A 20,975-nucleotide genomic window follows, 5' to 3' on the forward strand; every position below is an offset into this window, starting at 1 on the left:
AATTTAAATCAAAGGAAAATATGGTTTATTGATTAAAAAATTCACGCGTTGAGGTATGTAAGGTGAGTTATACATAACGGTTTATTTTGTAAATTAATATTACTTCTTCTGTGAATCTAGGAGTAGATAGTTAATCTTTTAGGACTGAGAGTTTAAATCCTGTTAACCATTCCAGTATTTTCTGATTATTTTTTTCAATCCATTTTTTAGCTTCATCTTGAGCAGAGTTGCCTTCCTCAATGCTTGCTAACATTGTAATTAAATCTTCATTGCTGATAGAGAAATTATCCAACAATGTTTTTAGTTCATGGTGCTCATTTAATAAACTACTACGATACGCCATTGTAATTTTGGTTTGTGGCCATGATGTACCTGTTTTTGGTAATTTATTTTTATAGTTGATTATTTGCTTCCACTGCTTTTCGTTATGTTCTAATGCATTAACAAAATGGACATTATCATTATTAAAAATACCATCTGGTTGGTAACAAAAGAATAAACTAGGTAACTTATTTTGTTTATTACGTTCAAACAACATTTTAAATGTTTCTGAGTCAAAAATATGGTAATTGTAGTAAGTATCTAATCCATAACTAGATAAACGCCGTTGTTCAATTTTTGTCGATTCCCAGCTATTGGCGCCAACCCAAATATCACCTTTCCCATTACCAGAAAGGTCGTACTTATTTGCCGTTTTTGATGTAGCAAGGTCTGACATTGAAAGTGTTTTTTTATCATATTCGGTATAACAAAGTCCTTGAGATCCTAATACTGATTTTTTACTTAAAGTTACCGCATTGAATGCCGTAACGTAGCGACGGATTAAAGAACGGCTATTCTCAACCCAAAGATCAGGATGAATATCAACAAGGCCTTTGTCTCGGCCCATTTCTTCGAAAACTTGATCATTAGAAAGTGAAATTGTTGAAGCATTTAGCCCTGTATGTTGATCAATTATTCCTGCTAAAATGTAACCTTTAATTTGAGCACTTGGCCAATCTAAAAGTGCAATATTAATAGACGCTTTTTTTGTTGTATAAGTCGATTTTAGCGGGGAAGTTTCTATTGAACGGTCGTTGTTTAAAGATGCATAAAGAAAAGCATATCCAAATCCTACAATAAGAAAAACAAAAACACCAAAAATCCAATAAGATCGAGAACGAGTTTCACGTGTTGTAGATCTTTCTGAAAGGACCGTTTTTATCTCATTTTCGACGTTGATTATTTCGTTACATGAGTTAATATTTTCAACTCGCTTACTAACATAATCAAGTAAATTGGAGCACAGTAGAGCGTGATCTTTTTTAATGTTAGAGTACTTATCTCTTTCAAAAATAATCAATAGAAGATAGATGATAGAGGTGCTGACAATTAATGCAAAGAGGCTTGAAGATAGTGTTTCTGGTCGAAAGATTAAAGAGAAAAATATATTCGCGCTACCAAGTAAAATCAGAATGACAAACTCTTCTGGTGGCAATCTATCGCTTTCCATTGTTTGTAGTTTATCGCCGATACGAAACAAACTGAGTAGGTGTTCTCGAGTCTCTTGTTTATCTTTTACAAAAGGTAAAATGGAATGTTTCAACTTTTCGACTTTACTTTGAGTTGCAGATAACTGTTCAAAATCTTTAAAAGCACGTATGAAATTATGTAAGTTATAAAAAATATAATGTTTAATTTTTCTTACATAATGTAAGGAATCTTCACGTTTGTCGGCTTCGGATAGATGTTCTAAAATGCCGATTGCTTGTTCATTAAATTCCCCTAATAAACTCTCTTTTTCGCTGTTTAAAGCTGTTATTCGCTCTAATGCAAAAGTTGCAAGTAATACAAAGAATATCGTTGAAACTGCCAATAAATCATAATAATGCGTACCTTCAGAAACGGGCACAAAAAGGATCCAAGTTCCAATACTACAGACAGCAACAAATAAGATAAGGAGAGACGAACGAAGAGGGTACTTAAGTACTAAGAAAATATTAGAGGTAACAATTAAAACGGAAGCGACAGCCTCATACTGGTTGAGTAATCTGCCCTGCATCAAAGCAAGTATCATAACCGCACCTACTGGCATCAAATACCATAAAGCGCTAATAGCTGCATTATTTGAATTAAAAACAGATAGGTCATAAAACAGGCTTCCTAGTGCTAATATTGCGACGCCAACAAATGCCATTAATAGAATATTAGGTAATTCAGGAGATGGAATCGTTTCTTCCGATAGGAAAAAAATGATTACTAAAAGAATTGCTGAAACAGTTCTCGCTCCTCCTTCAGTTAACACTCCCTGTTTAAAGTTACTCAGGTTTAAATTTTGGCTTTTTGAAATTTCATTCCATACGTCAATAGATTTCATACGGAAAAAACAAGTTAATGCCATTGTTGCACCACCAAGAGCTGCTATTCCGACCGTTTTTAGCATAGGACTATCAAATAAAATCCAATCGGCTATATCAAGGTTTGGTGCGGTTAATACGATAAATCCTGAAAAAGCAGCTCCTGTGAAGATGTAATCACTGATCGATATTTTATTGCTACCTCGTCTTAGTGCGGTATCAATCAAGAAAAAAAGTATTGGCCAAGTTTCATATATCAGTATGGTGATGACATCAAACTCTTCAGAAGAGTTAAGCGCAGAATATAATAATAGATGGGTTGAGCAACTTAATGAGCCTGCTAGTAAAGTCGGTAGTGCGACTTTTTTTAAATTGTGACTTGAAAGTAAGCTTTTGAAATGAAGCTTTTCGTTACCTACAAACAGAAACGCTACAAAAGCCAGCGTACAAAGAGCTGCGAAAGAGTGCGTCATTGCGGCTACATATAAAATACTAACTTGATCAATGATGTGATTAACAATAGGGGGGTACAGCATCCAAAGTGCAACTGCTGTAATCATGAGGGAAACTGGACTTTTAAGTAAACTACTACAATTTAAACGCACGAGGTTATTTCCTTGTAATCATTCATATATTATTAACTCTAAATATTTTAAAGTAATAAACTACATATATTGAAACAAATACTGTGCTTGATTAAAGCTGTAAAATATATTGTCATTATTCGTTTTTTAAAGTCTCATACATTATGAGATTATATTTTTTTTAAATGCTATTTTGATAGTAGCAAATAAAATTTTTAATAAGTATTGCTGAATAACTTGGGAGTATCTAAGGTCTAATAAGCAATTAGATCAGAATACACGAAAATAATTAATAAAAATCATTATAAAAATTTTAACATTTATTCATGCAAGATAAAAATTTATTGAATTTTGTTCGTTACTTAATCATGTATTAAATGTTGTGCTTTTGTAAGATCAAATTCTTTAAGTGATTTTCTTGCTAATCTTCTAAACGGCAAAGCTTTCACTATTTCTTCGAAAGGTTGTACTGCAAAAGCCCAAAAGATAGATTCATCTAATCCAAAAATAATAAAAGCACAAAGCGGGATAGAAATGATCCATTGCCCTGTAAAGTTGATTTTAAAAACGGCGGTTGTTTTACCAAGTGCACGTAAGATATGTCCGTGAACGGTATTGTAGCCACGTACGATAGGCAACACTATGTAGATTGGAGCAATAACCGCTAATGCATGATAAGTGGTTTCACTCAACGCAGGGTAAATATCTGCAATGACAAAGCCAATCAACGCAAAGAAAAGCGCACATAAAATCGATATAACAACAGTAATATCAACACTTGTATCTACATTCTTCACTAAACCTTCCATTTTTTTAGAACCAATGGCTTGGCTAATAGTGATTGCCGATGCATGTGACCATGCTGCAAAAAGCTGAGAACTTGCTATTACCCAAGGCATGATCAAGGTAATTGCTACATAAGCATTAATCTCAAGTTGAGAGTAAAGCAATTGATAAATCGTCGCGCCAATCGATAAAATAAGCATATTTGCCGCAATGGGAAATATTTCTATCGCGTGCCCTTTGATATTACGTTTCATGGTACTGAAATTATTGGGTACGGTTAACTCAAGGTTAGGCGTATTACGTACCGATGAATAAAGATAAATAAGGCGAATGGTTATGGCAATAATGCTGCCCAGTGCCGCGCCTTGAACACCCATTGCAGTAAATCCAATTGTGTCGCTAAATTGATGGCCATGTATAAATAAGTAGGACAGGAGTGCGTTGACGGGTAACTCAATAAGATAACCTTTAAAAGGTATTTTAGTTTTACTTAAACTATTAAATAGAGCAATCATGACCTGCGTAACCGCGGTATAAAGGACGATATATTTAGATATATTTAAATAATCTTCAATTTCTTTATAAAGCTCGGTATTTTGAGTTAGTAATTGAATTAAATGCGTATCAAACAAGGTTAATAACAACCAAAATAAAGAAGCAACAGAACTGTTAATTAATAACCCCGACCAAAAAGCTTTTGATAATGACTCTGCGTTGCCAGAGCCAACAGCTCGACTCAGTACTAATTGTGTTCCATTTGCTAAGGCCATTTGCAGACCTAGAATGAAAGCGACGATTGTCGTTGCAATGCCCATCGCTGCTAATGAAATTTCCCCTAAAGGTGATACTAATAAAGTATCAATCATCAGCATGGATTGCATTAATAGTGCATTAAGTGCCAGCGGCCAAGCTAACGCGATATTTTTTCGAATGTAAGATTGGTTGTGCATAATTAGGTCTTAATTGAATAGAAGTCAAAAATATTAAGCGCGCAGTATAATATTTTTAAAGCAGAAAAGTATTAATTACTTATCTGGCTTAGTTAATTTACAACTTGGGCTCTTTAAGTTTATCGTTTTGAGTGCTGACTTACCTTTCTTGAGCGTTCGTTCATAATGAGGTATATTAAGCATCTTTAGCCAAGGTTATATTGTAAAATGTATCCTTATTATATTTTATGAATGAAGAGAGGTTGCCATGAGCAATAAAATTCAATTAGATGTTGTTTCAGATGTGGTTTGCCCTTGGTGTATTGTTGGTTATCAAAATTTAAAAAAAGCTATCGATGAACTCGATGTTGCTGACCGCATTGATTTACAATGGCAGCCCTTTGAGTTGAATCCTAATATGCCGCCTGAAGGGCAAGACCTTCGCGAACACGTTGCTGAAAAATACGGTTCTTCTTTAGAAGAAAGTAACCAAGCTCGCGTTAATATCACTGCTCGCGGTAAAGAAGCTGGATTTACCTTTAATTTCTTTGAAGAAATGAAAATAGTGAATACACGAGATGCACATATTTTACTCGAGTATGCTCATGAAATGGGTAAACAAACTGAATTGAAACTACGTTTATTCACTGCGGCGTTTACTGATCAAAAAGATGTTTCTAATCGTACTACTTTGTTAGAAGAAGTGGCCGCATTAGGTTTAGATATCAACGAAGCTACAATGCGTCTAGATAGTGATAAGCATCGCCAAGAAGTGATCGCTCAAGAGCAAGAATGGCAACGTTTAGGTATTTCAGCAGTACCAACGGTTGTATTTAACCGCACTAGCGCAATGTCTGGTGCCCAACCTGTTTCTGCTTACAAAGAAGCATTAACTGAATTTTTGTCATTGAATAAATAAGTTGAAAATAGCTGCTCTAAAACAAAGTTGGGGCTAAATGACTTGGTATAATTGCTCACTTATATAATTAGTGAGATTCTTATAGTGAGCGGTTTAACCATAGAGCAGCAATTAGCTGAGATGAAATCAGTAGAAGAGTTGATGTTATTTTTTGACATTAGCTGTGAAAGTGATTTTATTAAGCAACATGGTTCGGCATTAATAAAACGATTTTCGGGTAATATTCTTATTAAGAAACCCATTGATTGGTTTGATTATCGTCGTTGCCTAAAGAATGCTTATTGCCGAATTCAGCGATCTCTTTTACCTGCAGGCCAGCGTAGTGCTTGTCGTGGTTGTACTTCCTGTGAGCGACGTTAATTTCTCCTGATTAAATAATTTGTAGAATGTCATAGTCTTGGCGTTTATTGGCAACTGTAAGGCTAACTTGATCATCCTCTTGTTGATTTAATAAAGCGGCACCCATTGGAGATTGTGGCGTGACGACTAACACAGTATGCTGATTCCATTGTAATTTTATACCTCCAGCCACCGGACAAATTAACAAATATTTCGCTTGTTCATTTTCATCAACTAACACTACTAAAGCACCTAATTCCCCTTTATTTGATTTCCCTAAAGGTAAGTTGATACAAGCATCTAGATCGGCTTGGCATTGCGTTACTCTCTGTGATTGACCTTGTGCCAAATAAGCGGCTTCCAATGCTAAAGTATCATATTTATTCTCGGCAATATTTTCTTCGCTTGTCGCTGTTTCATGGGCGCGCTGAGCTGCCGCTTTTGCGCTCTCTAATAGTTTTTGTAAATGCACCATTAACTGTTGATGTAATTGTATTTTATTCATTATCTGCGACCACTGAGCGATCCCTTTTTGAGTATTAAGATAAAAAGGTCGATCATAACTTGCTGTTTGTAACTATGCTATTAATAAAGCAATTCCTAAAATGAACAGTCTGCAAAAGGGAGGTTGGTTATCTCATGTAGTTGCATTAATTTTTTGTTAAATCTGATTGCTTTATAACCAATAAGACAATTATAAAATTAAAGCTAAATGCAGTTTTTGCTTAATTTGTTCTTTTTTTATGCAAGTAAATCTTAATATTTATAAAAATTATTATTATTTAAAATCCTCTTGTGCGAGATCGACCATTGCTAATGTACTAGATCCTCTCTTTAAGCATGTAATTTTAGATGTTAATAAAATTTAATTTAAAGTTAACTTGTTGAAAATTAAGATTAATGTTTTTTTTGTTGTTCCTTTTTCTTAGTTTGTTCGTGTTGAGTCGCAATTAATGCTTGATAAGCATCGTATTATTTATCCCGCAAACAACAACGGAGCTAATTTACAGGATGTAAACTAGCAACGAAGATAACAACAGGATGTTGTTATAAGGACGCTTCAAGGATTGAAGTTAGATAAACAGGAAGTTTATCGTCAGGAAAAAAGTTAAAACGTTGCTACAGGATGTAGCATAGGACACCTTCCAAGGAATGGGAGCCGTTAATAAACAGGATGTTTATTGAATATGGATGTGTCATGGAAGAAACCCAATGGATGTTGGGAATGATAAGCAGGATGTTTATCATAAAAGGATGTAAACAGGGAAGAAGCCCAAAGGATTTGGGAAGTGGATGCCTAGTATGGCGGTAGTCAAAGGATGCATTGCATGGAGCAATTTTCTATCATGGATTGATAGTGTATGACTAATTTAGGGCAGCTTAGGTTGCCCTTTCCTGTTTCTGGCGTTTGGCTTTTTCATCAACCTCATCTTATTAACTCAATGTTAGATATCAAACACCTTCACCTCATTTAACTTCAATTTATTTAAAACTACTTACTCTGCAATATATTCATTTATCATCTATTAAATACGTTATTAAAATACCTACAAACTAATAAGAGTGTTGATTATTAATAGATCAAAACGTACTCTAACTTCTTTTTTATGAGTATTGTATATGGCTATTTATTCCGCTGTCGAAATCCCTTTTGATTACCGTAATACATGCTGGTTCTGTGGTGAACCAAGTGATAAAAAAATTAAATTTCCTCAACACGAATATGAAATTAATATTCTTGATCATCAACCGCTTAGTTTACCAAGCTGCAAAGAGTGTGCAGGTATTGTGAAGCGCTCTGCTTTCCCTTCTATTTATGGTTACCGAGATGCGGTCAAGCAAGCCTTAGCAACTAAGCACCAAAAAGTCCTTAGTATTGGCTCTAATTGGACTAAAAGAGAGTTAGAAGAATCTGAACTAGAGGGAAGTGCGTTCGAAGGTTTTAAGCGTAGTGCTTGGCCTATGTTTGAAATGATGCAAGCACGAATTAATTACCAAGGTTGGCCGTTAGTTATTAACAATAATTTATTAGAAGTGGATAGTAATAATGAAAGCTTTGAGTTTGATGGGGTTAAATATGTGTCATTAGATGATGCCGTCACACATGCAGTTAAAACTTTCTTTTTAGACGAAGCTTTGTTTACACGTGTATTAAGCGTATTAGGTAAGAATAAATTTAGCCAAGCAATACGTTTATGCCGTTTGTATCCTAATTTAACGCCTAAAACACGTGAAGAAGTTTTTCTAGAAATACTTGATAGCATCGGCATTTAAATGGAATGGTATTTAAAGAAAGTGGCATTTAAAAAATAATCTAATACCAATCATAGTAAGTAACTGATCTATTTTACTTGTTAAAATGGCTTATTTTTTCGTTGTAAGTTTCGTAAAGGGAACAACCATTTACATCAACTTACGCCTCAAACTAAGCTATTTTTCCAGCGCAAAATTTAGATCAGTTATTTAATACAATTGGTATAAGGAATCGATATGACAGACAAAGCAAAACCTACAGAAGCTGAAGTACAAGAATGGTTGGACGGCGTTCATTTTAGTAGTGCTTGTAATCTTCCACTAACAGAAGAAAAACACAAAAGCGATAAAGAGTCTCCTAAAAAGAGTCATAGTAAACCTGTTATAAAGCGTAAAGATTAATGCTGTTCACGAACCTTTTTATTAATAAATAAAGCTAATAAACCACTTAGTAAGCCTAACACCACTGAGCTTATTCCCCATAATGAAATAGGGGATGCAGTCACAAGTAGCGTAAGCACGGCTGCTTCGTTGATATGCTTGTGCTCGCTATTGAGGCTGTGTTGTAGGCTATGCGTAATCGTACTGAATAAAGCAATACCAGCTAACGCTAAGATCAGGGTATTAGGCAGCAATGCAAACCAAGCCATAATATAAGCAGCAAAAACACCTAGCAATAAATAAAAAATACCAGCCCAAATACTTGCCCAATAACGCTTACTAGGATTGTTGTGGACTTCTTCAGTCATGCAAATAGAGGCGCTAATCGCCGCTAAATTTAATGCATAGCCACCAAAAGGCGCTGCAATAATATTGCACAGGCCTGTAATTGATAAAATAGACTTTATCGGAGCTTTGTAGCCGAAGCTTTGTAGCATGGCAATGCCAGGAATATTTTGTGCCGCCATGGTTACCATGAATAATGGCAAACTAATACCAAGTATTACTGACCATGAAAAATCTGGTTGGATAAATTGCCATTCACTCCATTGCCATTCGATGTTTTTACTTTCAATTAATTGTAATTGCCAAGCAAGCAAAACGGCAACTAGCATAACAATCAACAATGCCCATTGTGGAAAGAAACGTTTACCCAATAAATAACTCACGAACATAGCAATAATAAGCAAAGGTTGGCTATTCATTTGTTCAAAAACAGAAAATCCGAAATTCAATAAAATACCAGCCAACATTGCAGATGCTAACTGCGAGGGTAACCATTTAAATAGTTTTTCAAGAGGAAGCAATAATGGAGTTACACATAATAAAATAGCGCAAACAATAAACCCTGCTGTTGCTTGATTAAGGGTAAAACCTTGAGCATTTGCAATTAATAGCGCAGCACCAGGAGTCGACCAAGCAATAAGAATGGGTATACGATAATAGCATGATAGTATGATACTTAAGCTTCCCATACTCATGCCCAAAGCCAAAAACCAGCTTGCAACTAGGTGCGTATCTCCACCTAAATTTAATACTAGCTGATAGATCAATGCAACTGAGCTAGAAAAGCCAATAATAACTGCAACTAACCCAGCACTCATTGCAGCCATGATAGAGTTGATTTTTTGGTAAACTATTTTCATAATAAGCCTGTGCGTTTTAACGTACGAAATGGCAAGTTAACATTAACCGTTATAACGCACAAGGAAAATATGTCTGATTTAATTACGATGACAGTCGCCACACAACTAAAAAAAGCGCGCTCGGAAAAGGGCTGGAGTTTAGATGTAACGAGCCAGCATTGTGGTGTGTCAAAAGCAATGTTAGGGCAAATAGAGCGTGGGGAATCAAGCCCAACGATTGCTAGATTGTGGAAAATAGCGACAGGTTTTTCATTGCCATTATCTGATTTTTTGGGGCAAGATCATAAGCAGGACTTGGCTAACAAGTTCGTTGAAGATGAGAAAATTAGTATTGAAACTATTTTTGAATATGATCAAACTACGCGGATGGAAATGTTCAACTTATATTTCGCAGTTGCTCATGAACAACGTTCAGAACCCCATCAAACAGGCGTTATAGAGCATATTGTTGTCACGCTTGGTAGTATGGAGTACTTTATTGATGGAGAATGGAAGCTTTTAAATGTTGGCGATAAAGCTAAATTTTTTGCCGATCAGGAACATGGTTATCGTAATGTAGGTGATACTCCGCTACAGTTTCTTAATATTATTTATTATCCAAGTGAATAGAACTGACTTCGTTGAATAAACGTAAAGAATTGCAGATTTAAGGAAAGGAATGAGTAATGTAACGGTTTATTATTTAGAAATGCTAAATAAAAATCAGCTTAACACAAAAGCTGTGGTTTCAAATTTAGTGATCACTGAAGCTAAAATAAAAGAGTATCGTTTTAATCGTTTTTTGTATTCTTTAGTCGGTGAAGCATGGCAATGGAATGATAAACTCACTGAATCAGATCAATCATGGAAAGCTTATTCTGAGCGTGATAATTTGCGTACTTGGGTTGCTTATTCTGAAGGTGCTATAGCGGGTTATTTTGAGTTAGAAATAAGTGACAATCAGGAAGTTGAAATTAAATATTTCGGGTTAGCGCCTGCCTTTATTGGTAAGGGGTTCGGTGGTTATTTATTAACTTATGCGATTCAACAAGCTTGGGATGCCTGTAATGCGAAACGAGTTTGGGTACACACTTGCAGCTTAGATCACCCTGCAGCTCTGGCTAATTACCAAGCACGAGGGTTTGCATTATATAAAGAAGAACTTGAATAATACCAATCACGATAAATAGCTTATCTATTTTACTGGCTAAAACAGCCATTAAAGTATTTTACTTAATACTACCGATAGAGGGGTAACGATGTTAACCTCTCGAAAGGTGTCAATTTACGCCTTGAATTAAACTGTTTTTCTTCGCAAAATTTAGATAACATATTTAACGTAATTGGTATAAGTATTTTATGTTTTTGAAAAAAGGCCACATTAGTGACCTTTTATAAGAGCGTTTAGAGTGTCATCTCTTTATTAAGATATTCCTTAACTACCCTCATATTTAAGCTGGAACAAAATGCTTTCCATTGATTAGGTGCTAAAAAACAAAGCATATTATGAAATTCCCAAACTAAACAGACTTCGCCTGACAATTTAATTTTTATAGCATTCGTTTGAAATGTACGTCTAATTTCATTCAATTTTTCATTGGGTAAGTCATTATTTATATTTGTTATTGGTACGATAATGACATCTTTTCCTAGTGCTCTAATATGGGCAACTTTATATATTTTTTTAGACATTAATTACTTCCTAATTGAAATAACGCTGAGTCGAGCAAGATTGCTTTTTATTGTAAGTTTTGTAAAGGGAACAGCCATTAAAGTGTTTTACTTAATACTGTTGATAGAGGTTTAACGTAGTTAACCTAGAAAAACATCAACTTATGCCTTAAATTAAGCTATTTTTCCAGTACAAAACTTAGATCTGTTATTTAATACAATTGTTATTATTTTGTTTGAAAAATGTTAATAGAAGAATAGTAAGCATAACATGTGTGAAATAGTCACACTAGATAAATAAAAAATGAACTTTGCATTTATTATCAGTTGCTTATGTTTTTTTGTTGAGGTTTCATGTGACCACTAGAATTTTTTGTTTAGTTTTTCTTATAGATCTCAGCTAATCGTTGATCTTTTTTCTGCCAAACTTGACTTAACCATTGTTGAAATTGTTGTTTGTAAATGGGGTCATTAAAATAATCGCCTTGTACTTCTGCTGTGATTTCAATGACATTGATTTGTACGACTATCTTTTTCATTTTCCCCATTAATAAGTCCTTAAAAGGGGTTTCTCGGTTTTGAGGATAAGCTAACGTCACATCAAGAATGCAATCGAACTGTTCGCCCATAGCCGCTAATGTATAGGCTATACCACCGGCTTTAGGCTTTAGCAAATATTGGTAAGGTGAATCTGTTTGCTGTTGTTTCAAAGGCGTTACACGAGAGCCTTCTACGTAATTAACAATAGTGGTGGGAACTTGTTGAAACTTTTCACAAGCCTTACGTGTACTTTTCATATCCGCAATGCGCTTTTCTGGATGCTTTAATAAATATTGAGATGAATAGCGGCGCATGAATGGCATATCTAATGCCCAACAAGCTAAGCCAACAAAAGGAACAAAGAGTAGCTGTTTCTTAACAAAAAACTTGGTCATGGGCATGCTATCTTTGAATAATGAGCTGAGTACCACTATATCCGTCCAGCTAATGTGATTGCTCATTAGCAGGTACCAGGATTCTTTATTTAATGATTCATTGCCAGTTACTTGCCATTCTACGTTATTAAATAATGTGAGTAGAAACTTATTAATGGTTGCCCAGCACCACATGATTTGATTTGCCATTTTAGAAAAAAATCGTTGGCTTGCCAGAATAGGAATAAGCCACTTTGCGATTGCGCAAGCGACCATGATCATTGAAACGACGGCTGTATTTAAGATCACCAAGATTGTGCTTAAGAATAAGAGTAGGTAAGACAAGCTTGATTCCTTAAAAGTAAATAGGAGTTAATTATACAAATTCAATATCCGCTGGCAACAAGATGAATATATAAAGTATGAGGTTTGTATTATATATCTGCGCTATAAACATATTGTTTGTCCTCGTTAGATGTTCAGCTTAGAATCTGCCTACTTTAATGCTTGCTGAATTTTCCTCTTACACGATAACGAGTATGAGTAATAACAAGCTGGTGTTAGGATACCCACTTTTTGTTAGAGAATACTTATGCCTGCAGGATTTTTCTTTTTAGTCGCGACCTTTTTATGGGGAAGTTCTTTTGTTGCTTTAAAAGCGGCGATTGATGTTTATCCACCTTCTTTTGTTATCTTTTTTAGGATGTTACTCACCTTGATCCTTTGTTTATTTCTGTGGCGCTGGATAAAATGTTTTGATTATCAAAAGGGTGATTGGAAATGGTTATTAGTAATGTCATTAGCAGAGCCTTGTTTGTATTTTTTATTTGAAGGCTATGCATTGCAATATACTTCAGCTTCGCAAGCTGGGATCATCGTTTCATGTTTACCTTTGTTGGTCGCTTTTCTTGCCTTCTTTATGATTCAAGAAAAGTTAAGTAAACATATCATTATAGGCTTCAGCTTATGTATTACAGGCAGTATTTTATTAAGTATTGTGTCACCTGAAACAGAACAGGCACCTAATGCTTTACTGGGGAACACCTTAGAGTTTATTGCTATGTTATGTGCTGCGGTTTATGTGGTCAGCACTAAGCACTTGTTACAGCGCTACTCTGCTTTGTCGTTAATTGCATTACAGGGTTTTGCAGGAACTGTGTTTTTTGCTCCATTTTTGTTTTTTATAGAGTGGCCTCCGCAACATGATATTAATGCGTTACTGAATATTGTTTATTTAGGGACTGCGGTGACATTAGGTGCCTATGCAACTTACAATTATGCATTGGCACGTTCATCGGTGTTAACAGCTGCGGCCTATTCTAATCTAGTGCCTATTTTTGCTTTGTTATTATCTGCTCTGCTATTGAATGAGGTATTAACGACTTGGCAATGGGTGAGCATCTTTATTGTGTTTATGGGAATTCTTGTGAGCAAAGGACATGCAGAAAATAAGGTCGTTGTCGTATGAATTATCTTGCTCATTTGCATATTGCAGATCATACCAAGACAAGTTTCAGTGGTAATTTTTTAGGGGATTTTGTGAAAGGAAACCCTGATGGTAAGTACCCTGATGAGATGGTGAAAGGAATTCGTTTACATCGGCATATTGATAGCTTTGTAGATAAGCATCCACAAGTGCTTGCCGCAAAATTATTATTTCCAAAAGCTTTACGTCGTTATGCACCGATTGCGTTGGATATGTTTTGGGATCACTTTTTAGCATTACATTGGAAACAATTTCATCACTTAGTTTTGCATGATTTTTGTTTGTTAGCGGAACAGACAATAGAAAAAGAAACTGCAGATAAACAGGTTGTTCTCCCTGAGCGTTTTGAAAGAGTTAATGGTTGGGTGTGGCAAGATAAATGGTTAGAGTCTTATCAGACAATTGATAATATCAGTTACGCGTTAAAACGAATGGCAATGCGCAGTGAAAGAATGGCTCCTTTAGGTGATACAGGAAAAGTATTAAGCGAGCACTATGAGCAATTAAGTGTTATTTTCTTTGCCTTATACAAAGAAGTATTACAAGAAAGCATGAACTATTAAAAGTTATTCAATATAAAAAAGAGACTAAATAGTCTCTTTTTTTATTAAGCACTTAGACGAGAAGGATTAGTCTTCTTCATTAAATAAGTGCTTGATATTAGCAAAGTCACTTTTACCTTCATGGATCTCTTTGACTGAAAGTCCAGATACTTCATGTGGGAAAACTAACCATTCTTCAGATTCATGAATGTAGTAATCAGGTACCATATCTACGGCCTTATTCTTAGGCTTGTAATAAGGTGTTGCGATACGTACATCTCGTGGCATGTTTAAACGCATCACTTCATTTAGTTTTTCAGTTAATGCAACGACGCTGCGGCCTGAATCAAATACGTCATCAACAATTAATAACCCATCGTCAGCATTCGCATTTTCAATGATGTAATGTAAACCATGTACTTTAATGGTCTTGCTTTGCTTGCCAATACCGTAATAAGAAGAAGTACGTACAGCGATATGATCTGTTTCTACTTTTTTGTAGTCAAAGTATTCTTGAACTGCAATCCCGATTGGTGCGCCGCCACGCCAAATACCAACAATAAACTGTGGGCGGAAACCACTATCGTAAACTTGTGCTGCAAGACGAAACGAGTCTTCAAGTAATTGTTGCGAAGTAATAAAGACTTTGTCAGTCATATCATGTTCCTTTGGAATTAATTTAATCGACGGAGTTTAAACTAAAACAGCCCCTCTGCACAATTTACAGGTAAAAAAAGATAGTAAAAAAGTGTTTTTAAGTGAGGTTTTGCTTGTATTCATTTTGATTGGTTGGATTTTGGCATGTGTTAAAGCTGTGTATATTGATCTCAATGTGTATTGTTTCAAATGACAGATAAAATCAGGGTGTTGATGTGGTTAGGTTTTATCTGCCAGATAAATTTTTGTAATTAATGACTTACTTGGTTAACACTGGTGTTGCTGTTTTCAAGTTCAGTTAAGTTATTTAGTGTTGTTTCAGCAATACTTGTTAGCGCTTCTTTCGTTAAAAAGGCTTGGTGTCCTGTAAAGATAACATTGTGGCAAGCCGATAAGCGACGGAAAGTGTCGTCGGTAATAATTTCACTAGAATGATCGTTAAAGAATAAATACTCTTCTTCTTCATAAACATCTAACCCTAAACCACCGATTCGGCCAGATTTTAATGCATCAATGGCATCATTTGCATTCAATAAACCACCGCGGCTTGTGTTGATGATGGTGACACCATCTTTCATTAGTGCAAAAGTGTCTTTGTTAAGTAAATGTTTATTATCATCCATTAATGGGCAATGTAAGCTGATCACATCGCTATTCGCAAACAGTGTTTCTAAGCTTACGTATTCAGCGCCTAATGAAATAGCATGTTCCGATGGATAAGGATCTGAAGCGAGAATTTTACAACCAAAACCTTTAAAGATAGCCATAGTCGCAATGCCTATTTTACCAGTGCCGATAATACCGACAGTTTTACCGTGCAAGTTAAATCCAACTAACCCTTCTAGAGAGAAGTTAGCATCACGAGTACGTTGGTAAGCTTTATGTGTACGACGATTAAGCGTCATCAACAATGCAATCGCATGCTCAGCAACCGCTTCTGGAGAATAAGCTGGAACACGGACTATCGTGATCCCTAAAGCTTTAGCGCAAAATAAGTCGATGTTATTAAAACCTGCACAACGCATAGCAATATATTTAATGCCTAACTCATGCAATTGAGTTAATACCGGTGCACTTAAGTCATCGTTTACAAAGGCGCATACTGCATCATATCCTGCTGCTAGTGCTGCAGTTTGACTGTTAAGCTGCGTGTCGAAAAAATTAATACTCATGGGTGCGGAAATAAGAGGCTCAAAATGCTGGATATCATAACTACGAGAACTGAACATCGCGACTTTCATAAACTGTGCTCCATATTGAAAAGGTTATCCTATGGAGTTATAACGATTTTAGTGCCTAACAGCAATATCTAACCTTGGATTATTTTATTTAAGCAGGTTGTTGAGTTAAAGATGTCTCGTATTATTTACCTTCTTTACAAGATAAAAATAAATGAAATTTATTCTTACAAGTAAAGGTCTTATAGATTCACTGCTGCGAATCTTTTACTATGTGTTTTGTTTTGTTTTGTTTTGTTTTGTTTTGTTGTGTTGAGCTTTCAATGCGGAGTGAATGATTTAGCGGTAACTATATTAGTGAATTGCTAAACGGTTATTCCTTGTTTTACTTATTATTACCTTGTTTTTATTGGAGTGTTAATGTCCATTATTAAGCGTTATATTTTCTCTTTATTATTATTTTGTTTTTTTTCAAGTAGCGCATTAGCAGAAGCGCCATCGACCGGCTGGTTAAGTAACTTTAATCACCTTCCTGTTAAAGTTAATTTTCAATTAACAGGGCAACCAGTACAAGATAATAAGGTGAATGGATTATTAAATGTCACTTTAGAAGGTGATTGGAAAACCTACTGGCGTTCTCCTGGTGAAGGGGGCGTTGCACCTACTTTTGATTGGCAACCTCAATCTTCCAATATTCAAGATGTTCATTGGTCTTGGCCGACACCAAAACGTTACCCTGTTTTAGGCGTTGAAACAGTGGGTTATAAAAATCAAATACATATTCCTATTCAAGTCGCTGTTGATGATGCAAAACAAGTTAGCCGCCTCAAAGGTGTCTTAACGCTTGCTTCATGTACTACGATTTGTGTACTAACAGATTACAACATCGATTTAACTTTTGATCCGACTCGTTTAACGATCGATGAAAATGTCGCCTTCTCGTACGCGCAAGCGGTTAGTAGCGTGCCGATATTAGTTTCTGAAAACGCGGTTAAAGCGCAAAAAAATAATGCGAATATTACGCAAGTTGCTAACTCTTGGGATCAATTTAATCAGCAAGTCATCGTGCAGGTTTCTCATCAAGTTCCTTGGCAGTCACCTGATATCTTTATTGATAGTCGTAATCCTGAGCTTGCCGACGTATTTTTTTCTAAACCTGTCATTTCTGTTACTGGCAATCAAATGACTGCCGTTTTTGATGCAAGTAGTTGGGGTGGGGAAGTTAACCTAACTGGTGAGAATGTAAGCGTTACCGTTGTTGATAAAGATATTGCAGTGGAAATCACAACCATCTTAGGTAATGAAAGAATATCAACACCGAATGAATCTATTTTCTCTATCTTTGTAATCGCCTTGTTAGGTGGATTAATACTCAATGTGATGCCTTGTGTATTACCTGTTTTGGGCATGAAATTAAGCTCGATATTAAATGTTGATAGTGATCAGCGTTCGCAAATCCGTAAACAATTTTTAGCTTCGAGTATTGGTATTATCAGCTCTTTCTGGTTTCTCGCTTTATTCCTCTTTTTACTTAAACTATCGGGTGAAGCGCTTGGCTGGGGAATTCAATTCCAAAACCCTTACTTTATCGCGTTAATGGTTGTGGTAACGGCTCTATTTACGGCAAATATGTTAGGTTTGTTTGAAATTCAATTGCCTGCATCGATGCAGACGTGGTTGGCGACTAAAGGTGGACATTCTTATATTGGTCATTATTTACAAGGTGTATTTGCAACGTTATTAGCGACACCTTGTACGGCTCCTTTCTTAGGAACTGCGGTAGGTTTTGCACTAGGTGCTTCTGCTTGGCAATTATTTGCAATATTCACTGCACTAGGTCTAGGTATGGCATTGCCGTGGTTATTGATTGCACTGTTTCCAAGTGTTGCGCTGCTGTTACCTAAACCGGGTAAGTGGATGGGGACAATCAAACTGATCTTCGGTTTATTAATTCTTGTGACTTGTTTGTGGTTAGTCAGTTTATTGAGCAACTTTATCGGATTGCTTTATACCGTGTTAGTTGTGTTATTTATTTTAATTAGCTTTGGGTTATTAATTGTTAAAAAATACGGAAAACGTGTTTTTGTGATTGTTTTTTCGTGTTTCTTACTTGTTTCTTCAATCGGGTTTATTGTTGCGAGTTTAACTGCAAAATATTGGGCGACACCACTTAATGAAGAAATTGCATGGACACCATTAGATACACAAGTGATTAACCAAGAAGTGGCAAAGGGCAATGTTGTCTTTGTGGACGTGACTGCAGATTGGTGTGTTACCTGTAAAGCCAATAAAATAGGTGTGCTATTACAAGATCCTGTTTATAGCAAACTACAACAACAAAATGTTATCGCAATGAAAGGTGATTGGACTGTTCCCTCTGAGTCTGTAACCACTTACTTACAGTCTTTTGACCGTTATGGTGTTCCTTTTAATATTGTTTATGGCCCTGCGGCTCCAAATGGAATCGAGCTATCTACTATTTTGAACAGTGATGATGTACTAAACGCGATAGAACAAGCGAAGGGACAATAATATGTCTGAAAAGAAAAAAACAAAAAAAGGTTGGGGAGCTCGACTCAAATCTATATTAGGTTATGTTTTATTTTTCTTGGTCGTTGGCTGGGGTGTTGATTTATGGCGAGCACAGGAGCTTGTTTCTGGTAAGGCGCCTGAATTGACAGCTGTTAGCGTGCAAGGTGAATCAATAGACTTGCTTGCAATGAGTCAAGAAAAGCCTGTTTTGGTTTATTTTTGGGCTACCTGGTGCAGTGTTTGTAGTACGGTTTCGCCTTCGGTTGATTTGGTAAGTGATGGTTATCAAGTGGTGACTGTTGCATTAAGCTCGAGGCCTGATGAACGTGTGCAACGATATCTTGGCGCTAAAGAATATGACTTTACCGTTGTTAATGATGAAAAAGGTTTGATCAGTCGTCAGTGGGGAATTTCAGTCACGCCGACTTTATTTATCATCAATAAAGGTGAAATATCTTCGGTGACAACTGGATTTACTTCGCCTTTTGGAATGTGGGCGAGATTATTTCTGAGTTAATGGAGTTACCTGCTAATGTGATTATTAGCAGGTTTATAATAAATTAAAGATAAAATGATTAATTTATTTTATCTTTAATAAAGTCAATGAAAACACGGCTTTTGCTTGGCATGTATTTGCTTTGTAAAAACTGTAAACAAATATCTCCTTGGTAATTACCTTGTAACTGCCATGTCTCTAAAATAGGCACTAATAATCCTTCTTTAATTGCTTCTTTTGCAACAAAATCGGGTAAAGTGCCAATGCCTAATCCTTGTTCAATCGCATCTCGTCTCATTCCGCTATGGTTAACCAAATAACTGCCATTCACATGTACTGTGGATTGCTGATTATCTTTAGTGAAGCGCCAGCGATTGTCGGTTACATTCTCACCTAAACAAATGCAGCTGTAATCTTTAAGCTGTTCTGGGTGAGTAGGAGTGCCGTGTTGTTGTAAATATTCAGGACTAGCACATAAGATTTGCTCCGTGCGGCCAATTTTTATATTGACTAATGATTCGATGGGTTTCTCATTAATATGAATTAAAATATCTACAGCATCATGAATGGGATCTAATAGCCTATCAGTTACCTTTAAATGTAGTTTAATTGTTGGGTATGTTTTTGAAAACTCAACAAAAAGAGGCCTTAACACTTGGTTGGCCAATGATTTTGGTGCCGCTATACGCAATAACCCCGTAGGTGTTGTGCTTGCCGAGCTACTTGCACTAACAGCCTGATCTGCGGCATCTAACATTTGTTTACAATAATCAAAGGTAATTCTTCCGGATTCGGTTAACGCTAATTGTCGGGTTGTACGTTGTAATAATTTTAATGCCAATGCATCTTCTAAACGACTTATTTGTCGGCTCACCGCTGATGGCGTTACGCCTAATTTTTTTGCTGCTTTACTAAAATTACCCTGTTCGATCACAGTTACAAAAATCGCAAGATCAGGCAGTAAAGGAATAAGTTTATTTGTGTTCATTGGGCACAAGTCCTATTACAAATGAGTATATTGTTGCTTGGAGGTCGCTAATTTAACATGTTCCTATCAATTACACAGTATTTTACTGAGTAGTGTCTTGATTAAAAGGAAGTGAACATGGAATCATATTATTTAGCCCCTTATTATACTGAGTTAATTGCAGTTACTAGTATTGCTGTCTTTATGGCTTTGCTTCCTGGAGTGGATTTTGTAATGGTTACTCGCACTAGTATTCGTGAGGGACGATTTGCTGGTTTTTATACTACTTTAGGTATTTGTTTATCCATTTGTATGCATGCAACTTATACTTTAGCAGGGCTCGCAGTTGTTATTGCTAATTCGGTTTGGATTTTTTCAATCATCCAATATCTAGGTGCAGCTTATCTGATTTATATGGGGTGGCAATTACTTAAAAACAATCAACAAATAAATACAGATTTAGACATTGATAATAAGCCCGTAACGTCGTTATCTGCATTGCGATCTGGCTTTATGACAAACATGCTTAACCCTAAAGCTCCTTTGTTTTTTTTAAGTATTTTTACCCAAGTTGTTGCAATCGATACGCCTTTTTCTATACAAATTATTTACGCATCTATAATTGTGTTTGCCCATTTTATTTGGTTTTCAGCAGTGACTTTATTACTTTCACATCCAAGCCTATTACCGCGTTTTAATCGCTATAAACATACAATAGATAAACTAGCTGGTATTGTTTTGGTTGCTTTTGCGATTAAGATTATTATTTGAATTTATATTGGGTTGGTTTATGGATATTAATTAGGACGTGTAATACCCAT

At 35.7% G+C, this 20,975-nt stretch carries 20 protein-coding genes; 11 read left to right on the forward strand and 9 right to left on the reverse strand.

The window, feature by feature from the left end; all coding sequences use genetic code 11:
* Window positions 1-130 precede the first annotated feature (130 nt).
* Window positions 131-2,896 carry a glycine betaine ABC transporter substrate-binding protein gene (locus E2R67_RS01255; RefSeq protein WP_134289094.1) on the reverse strand — a complete coding sequence of 922 codons (2,766 nt, stop codon included), beginning with the start codon at window positions 2,894-2,896 and terminating at the stop codon, window positions 131-133.
* Window positions 2,897-3,282: 386 nt separating this feature from the next.
* Entirely contained in the window at window positions 3,283-4,656 is a 1,374-nt protein-coding gene (locus E2R67_RS01260; protein ID WP_134289095.1) for an MATE family efflux transporter, read from the reverse strand.
* A 247-nt stretch (window positions 4,657-4,903) separates the two neighbouring features.
* Here E2R67_RS01260 and E2R67_RS01265 point away from each other — a divergent pair, with 247 nt between their 5' ends.
* The gene (locus E2R67_RS01265; RefSeq protein WP_134289096.1) at window positions 4,904-5,554 is read left to right on the forward strand and encodes a DsbA family oxidoreductase; all 651 of its coding nucleotides are present in this window, start codon (window positions 4,904-4,906) and stop codon (window positions 5,552-5,554) included.
* An 84-nt stretch (window positions 5,555-5,638) separates the two neighbouring features.
* Window positions 5,639-5,914 (forward strand): nitrogen fixation protein NifW, encoded by a 276-nt coding sequence (locus E2R67_RS01270; RefSeq protein ID WP_134289097.1) that lies wholly within the window; start codon window positions 5,639-5,641, stop codon window positions 5,912-5,914.
* 10 nt (window positions 5,915-5,924) lie between these two features.
* Here E2R67_RS01270 and E2R67_RS01275 read toward each other — a convergent pair whose 3' ends face one another.
* A complete protein-coding gene (locus E2R67_RS01275; RefSeq protein WP_134289098.1) occupies window positions 5,925-6,398 on the reverse strand; it encodes a GreA/GreB family elongation factor in 474 nt (157 codons plus the stop codon).
* A gap of 1,115 nt (window positions 6,399-7,513) precedes the next feature.
* Here E2R67_RS01275 and E2R67_RS01280 point away from each other — a divergent pair.
* On the forward strand, window positions 7,514-8,167 hold the full coding sequence (locus E2R67_RS01280; protein WP_134289100.1) for a hypothetical protein: 654 nt from the start codon (window positions 7,514-7,516) through the stop codon (window positions 8,165-8,167).
* Between the two features lie 216 nt (window positions 8,168-8,383).
* On the forward strand, window positions 8,384-8,548 hold the full coding sequence (locus E2R67_RS16580; RefSeq protein WP_166739290.1) for a hypothetical protein: 165 nt from the start codon (window positions 8,384-8,386) through the stop codon (window positions 8,546-8,548).
* Here E2R67_RS16580 and E2R67_RS01285 read toward each other — a convergent pair.
* Window positions 8,545-9,732, reverse strand: a complete 1,188-nt coding sequence (locus tag E2R67_RS01285; protein WP_134289101.1) for a benzoate/H(+) symporter BenE family transporter — start codon at window positions 9,730-9,732, stop codon at window positions 8,545-8,547. The two genes, E2R67_RS16580 and E2R67_RS01285, sit on opposite strands and share 4 nt — an antisense overlap.
* A gap of 69 nt (window positions 9,733-9,801) precedes the next feature.
* Here E2R67_RS01285 and E2R67_RS01290 point away from each other — a divergent pair, with 69 nt between their 5' ends.
* Together E2R67_RS01290 and E2R67_RS01295 are read left to right on the forward strand one after the other, a co-directional pair.
* Window positions 9,802-10,341, forward strand: a complete 540-nt coding sequence (locus E2R67_RS01290; RefSeq protein ID WP_134289102.1) for a helix-turn-helix domain-containing protein — start codon at window positions 9,802-9,804, stop codon at window positions 10,339-10,341.
* 49 nt (window positions 10,342-10,390) lie between these two features.
* Window positions 10,391-10,882: a GNAT family N-acetyltransferase gene (locus E2R67_RS01295; RefSeq protein WP_134289104.1), complete on the forward strand. Its 492-nt coding sequence runs from the start codon at window positions 10,391-10,393 to the stop codon at window positions 10,880-10,882.
* A 233-nt stretch (window positions 10,883-11,115) separates the two neighbouring features.
* Here the strand turns inward: E2R67_RS01295 and E2R67_RS01300 are convergent, their stop codons facing one another.
* Together E2R67_RS01300 and yihG are read right to left on the reverse strand one after the other, a co-directional pair.
* Window positions 11,116-11,403, reverse strand: coding sequence for a hypothetical protein (locus tag E2R67_RS01300; protein ID WP_134289105.1), 288 nt, complete (start codon window positions 11,401-11,403; stop codon window positions 11,116-11,118).
* Between the two features lie 356 nt (window positions 11,404-11,759).
* Window positions 11,760-12,641, reverse strand: a complete 882-nt coding sequence (gene yihG, locus E2R67_RS01305) for a 1-acylglycerol-3-phosphate O-acyltransferase, YihG family (RefSeq protein ID WP_134289106.1) — start codon at window positions 12,639-12,641, stop codon at window positions 11,760-11,762.
* A 247-nt stretch (window positions 12,642-12,888) separates the two neighbouring features.
* Here yihG and E2R67_RS01310 point away from each other — a divergent pair, with 247 nt between their 5' ends.
* Both E2R67_RS01310 and E2R67_RS01315 read left to right on the forward strand, forming a co-directional pair.
* Window positions 12,889-13,764 (forward strand): DMT family transporter, encoded by an 876-nt coding sequence (locus E2R67_RS01310; RefSeq protein WP_134289107.1) that lies wholly within the window; start codon window positions 12,889-12,891, stop codon window positions 13,762-13,764.
* Entirely contained in the window at window positions 13,761-14,345 is a 585-nt protein-coding gene (locus tag E2R67_RS01315) for an acyl carrier protein phosphodiesterase (protein ID WP_134289108.1), read from the forward strand. Before E2R67_RS01310 ends, E2R67_RS01315 begins: the two co-directional genes overlap by 4 nt.
* A gap of 66 nt (window positions 14,346-14,411) precedes the next feature.
* Here the strand turns inward: E2R67_RS01315 and E2R67_RS01320 are convergent, their stop codons facing one another.
* Together E2R67_RS01320 and E2R67_RS01325 are read right to left on the reverse strand one after the other, a co-directional pair.
* Window positions 14,412-14,981, reverse strand: a complete 570-nt coding sequence (locus E2R67_RS01320) for a phosphoribosyltransferase (protein WP_134289110.1) — start codon at window positions 14,979-14,981, stop codon at window positions 14,412-14,414.
* 251 nt (window positions 14,982-15,232) lie between these two features.
* Window positions 15,233-16,222: a 2-hydroxyacid dehydrogenase gene (locus tag E2R67_RS01325; RefSeq protein ID WP_134289111.1), complete on the reverse strand. Its 990-nt coding sequence runs from the start codon at window positions 16,220-16,222 to the stop codon at window positions 15,233-15,235.
* Window positions 16,223-16,579: 357 nt separating this feature from the next.
* On the opposite strand from E2R67_RS01325, the gene E2R67_RS01330 reads away from it, so the two are divergent.
* Together E2R67_RS01330 and E2R67_RS01335 are read left to right on the forward strand one after the other, a co-directional pair.
* Window positions 16,580-18,691 carry a protein-disulfide reductase DsbD family protein gene (locus tag E2R67_RS01330; RefSeq protein ID WP_134289113.1) on the forward strand — a complete coding sequence of 704 codons (2,112 nt, stop codon included), beginning with the start codon at window positions 16,580-16,582 and terminating at the stop codon, window positions 18,689-18,691.
* Window position 18,692: 1 nt separating this feature from the next.
* Window positions 18,693-19,208 carry a protein disulfide oxidoreductase gene (locus E2R67_RS01335; protein WP_134289114.1) on the forward strand — a complete coding sequence of 172 codons (516 nt, stop codon included), beginning with the start codon at window positions 18,693-18,695 and terminating at the stop codon, window positions 19,206-19,208.
* A gap of 58 nt (window positions 19,209-19,266) precedes the next feature.
* Here the strand turns inward: E2R67_RS01335 and E2R67_RS01340 are convergent, their stop codons facing one another.
* Window positions 19,267-20,175 (reverse strand): LysR family transcriptional regulator, encoded by a 909-nt coding sequence (locus E2R67_RS01340; protein WP_134289115.1) that lies wholly within the window; start codon window positions 20,173-20,175, stop codon window positions 19,267-19,269.
* A gap of 117 nt (window positions 20,176-20,292) precedes the next feature.
* Here E2R67_RS01340 and E2R67_RS01345 point away from each other — a divergent pair, with 117 nt between their 5' ends.
* Window positions 20,293-20,925, forward strand: coding sequence for a LysE family translocator (locus E2R67_RS01345; RefSeq protein ID WP_134289116.1), 633 nt, complete (start codon window positions 20,293-20,295; stop codon window positions 20,923-20,925).
* The last annotated feature ends 50 nt before the right edge of the window (window positions 20,926-20,975 follow it).

The organism is Psychromonas algicola (assembly GCF_004378355.1).
GTDB lineage: Bacteria > Pseudomonadota > Gammaproteobacteria > Enterobacterales > Psychromonadaceae > Psychromonas.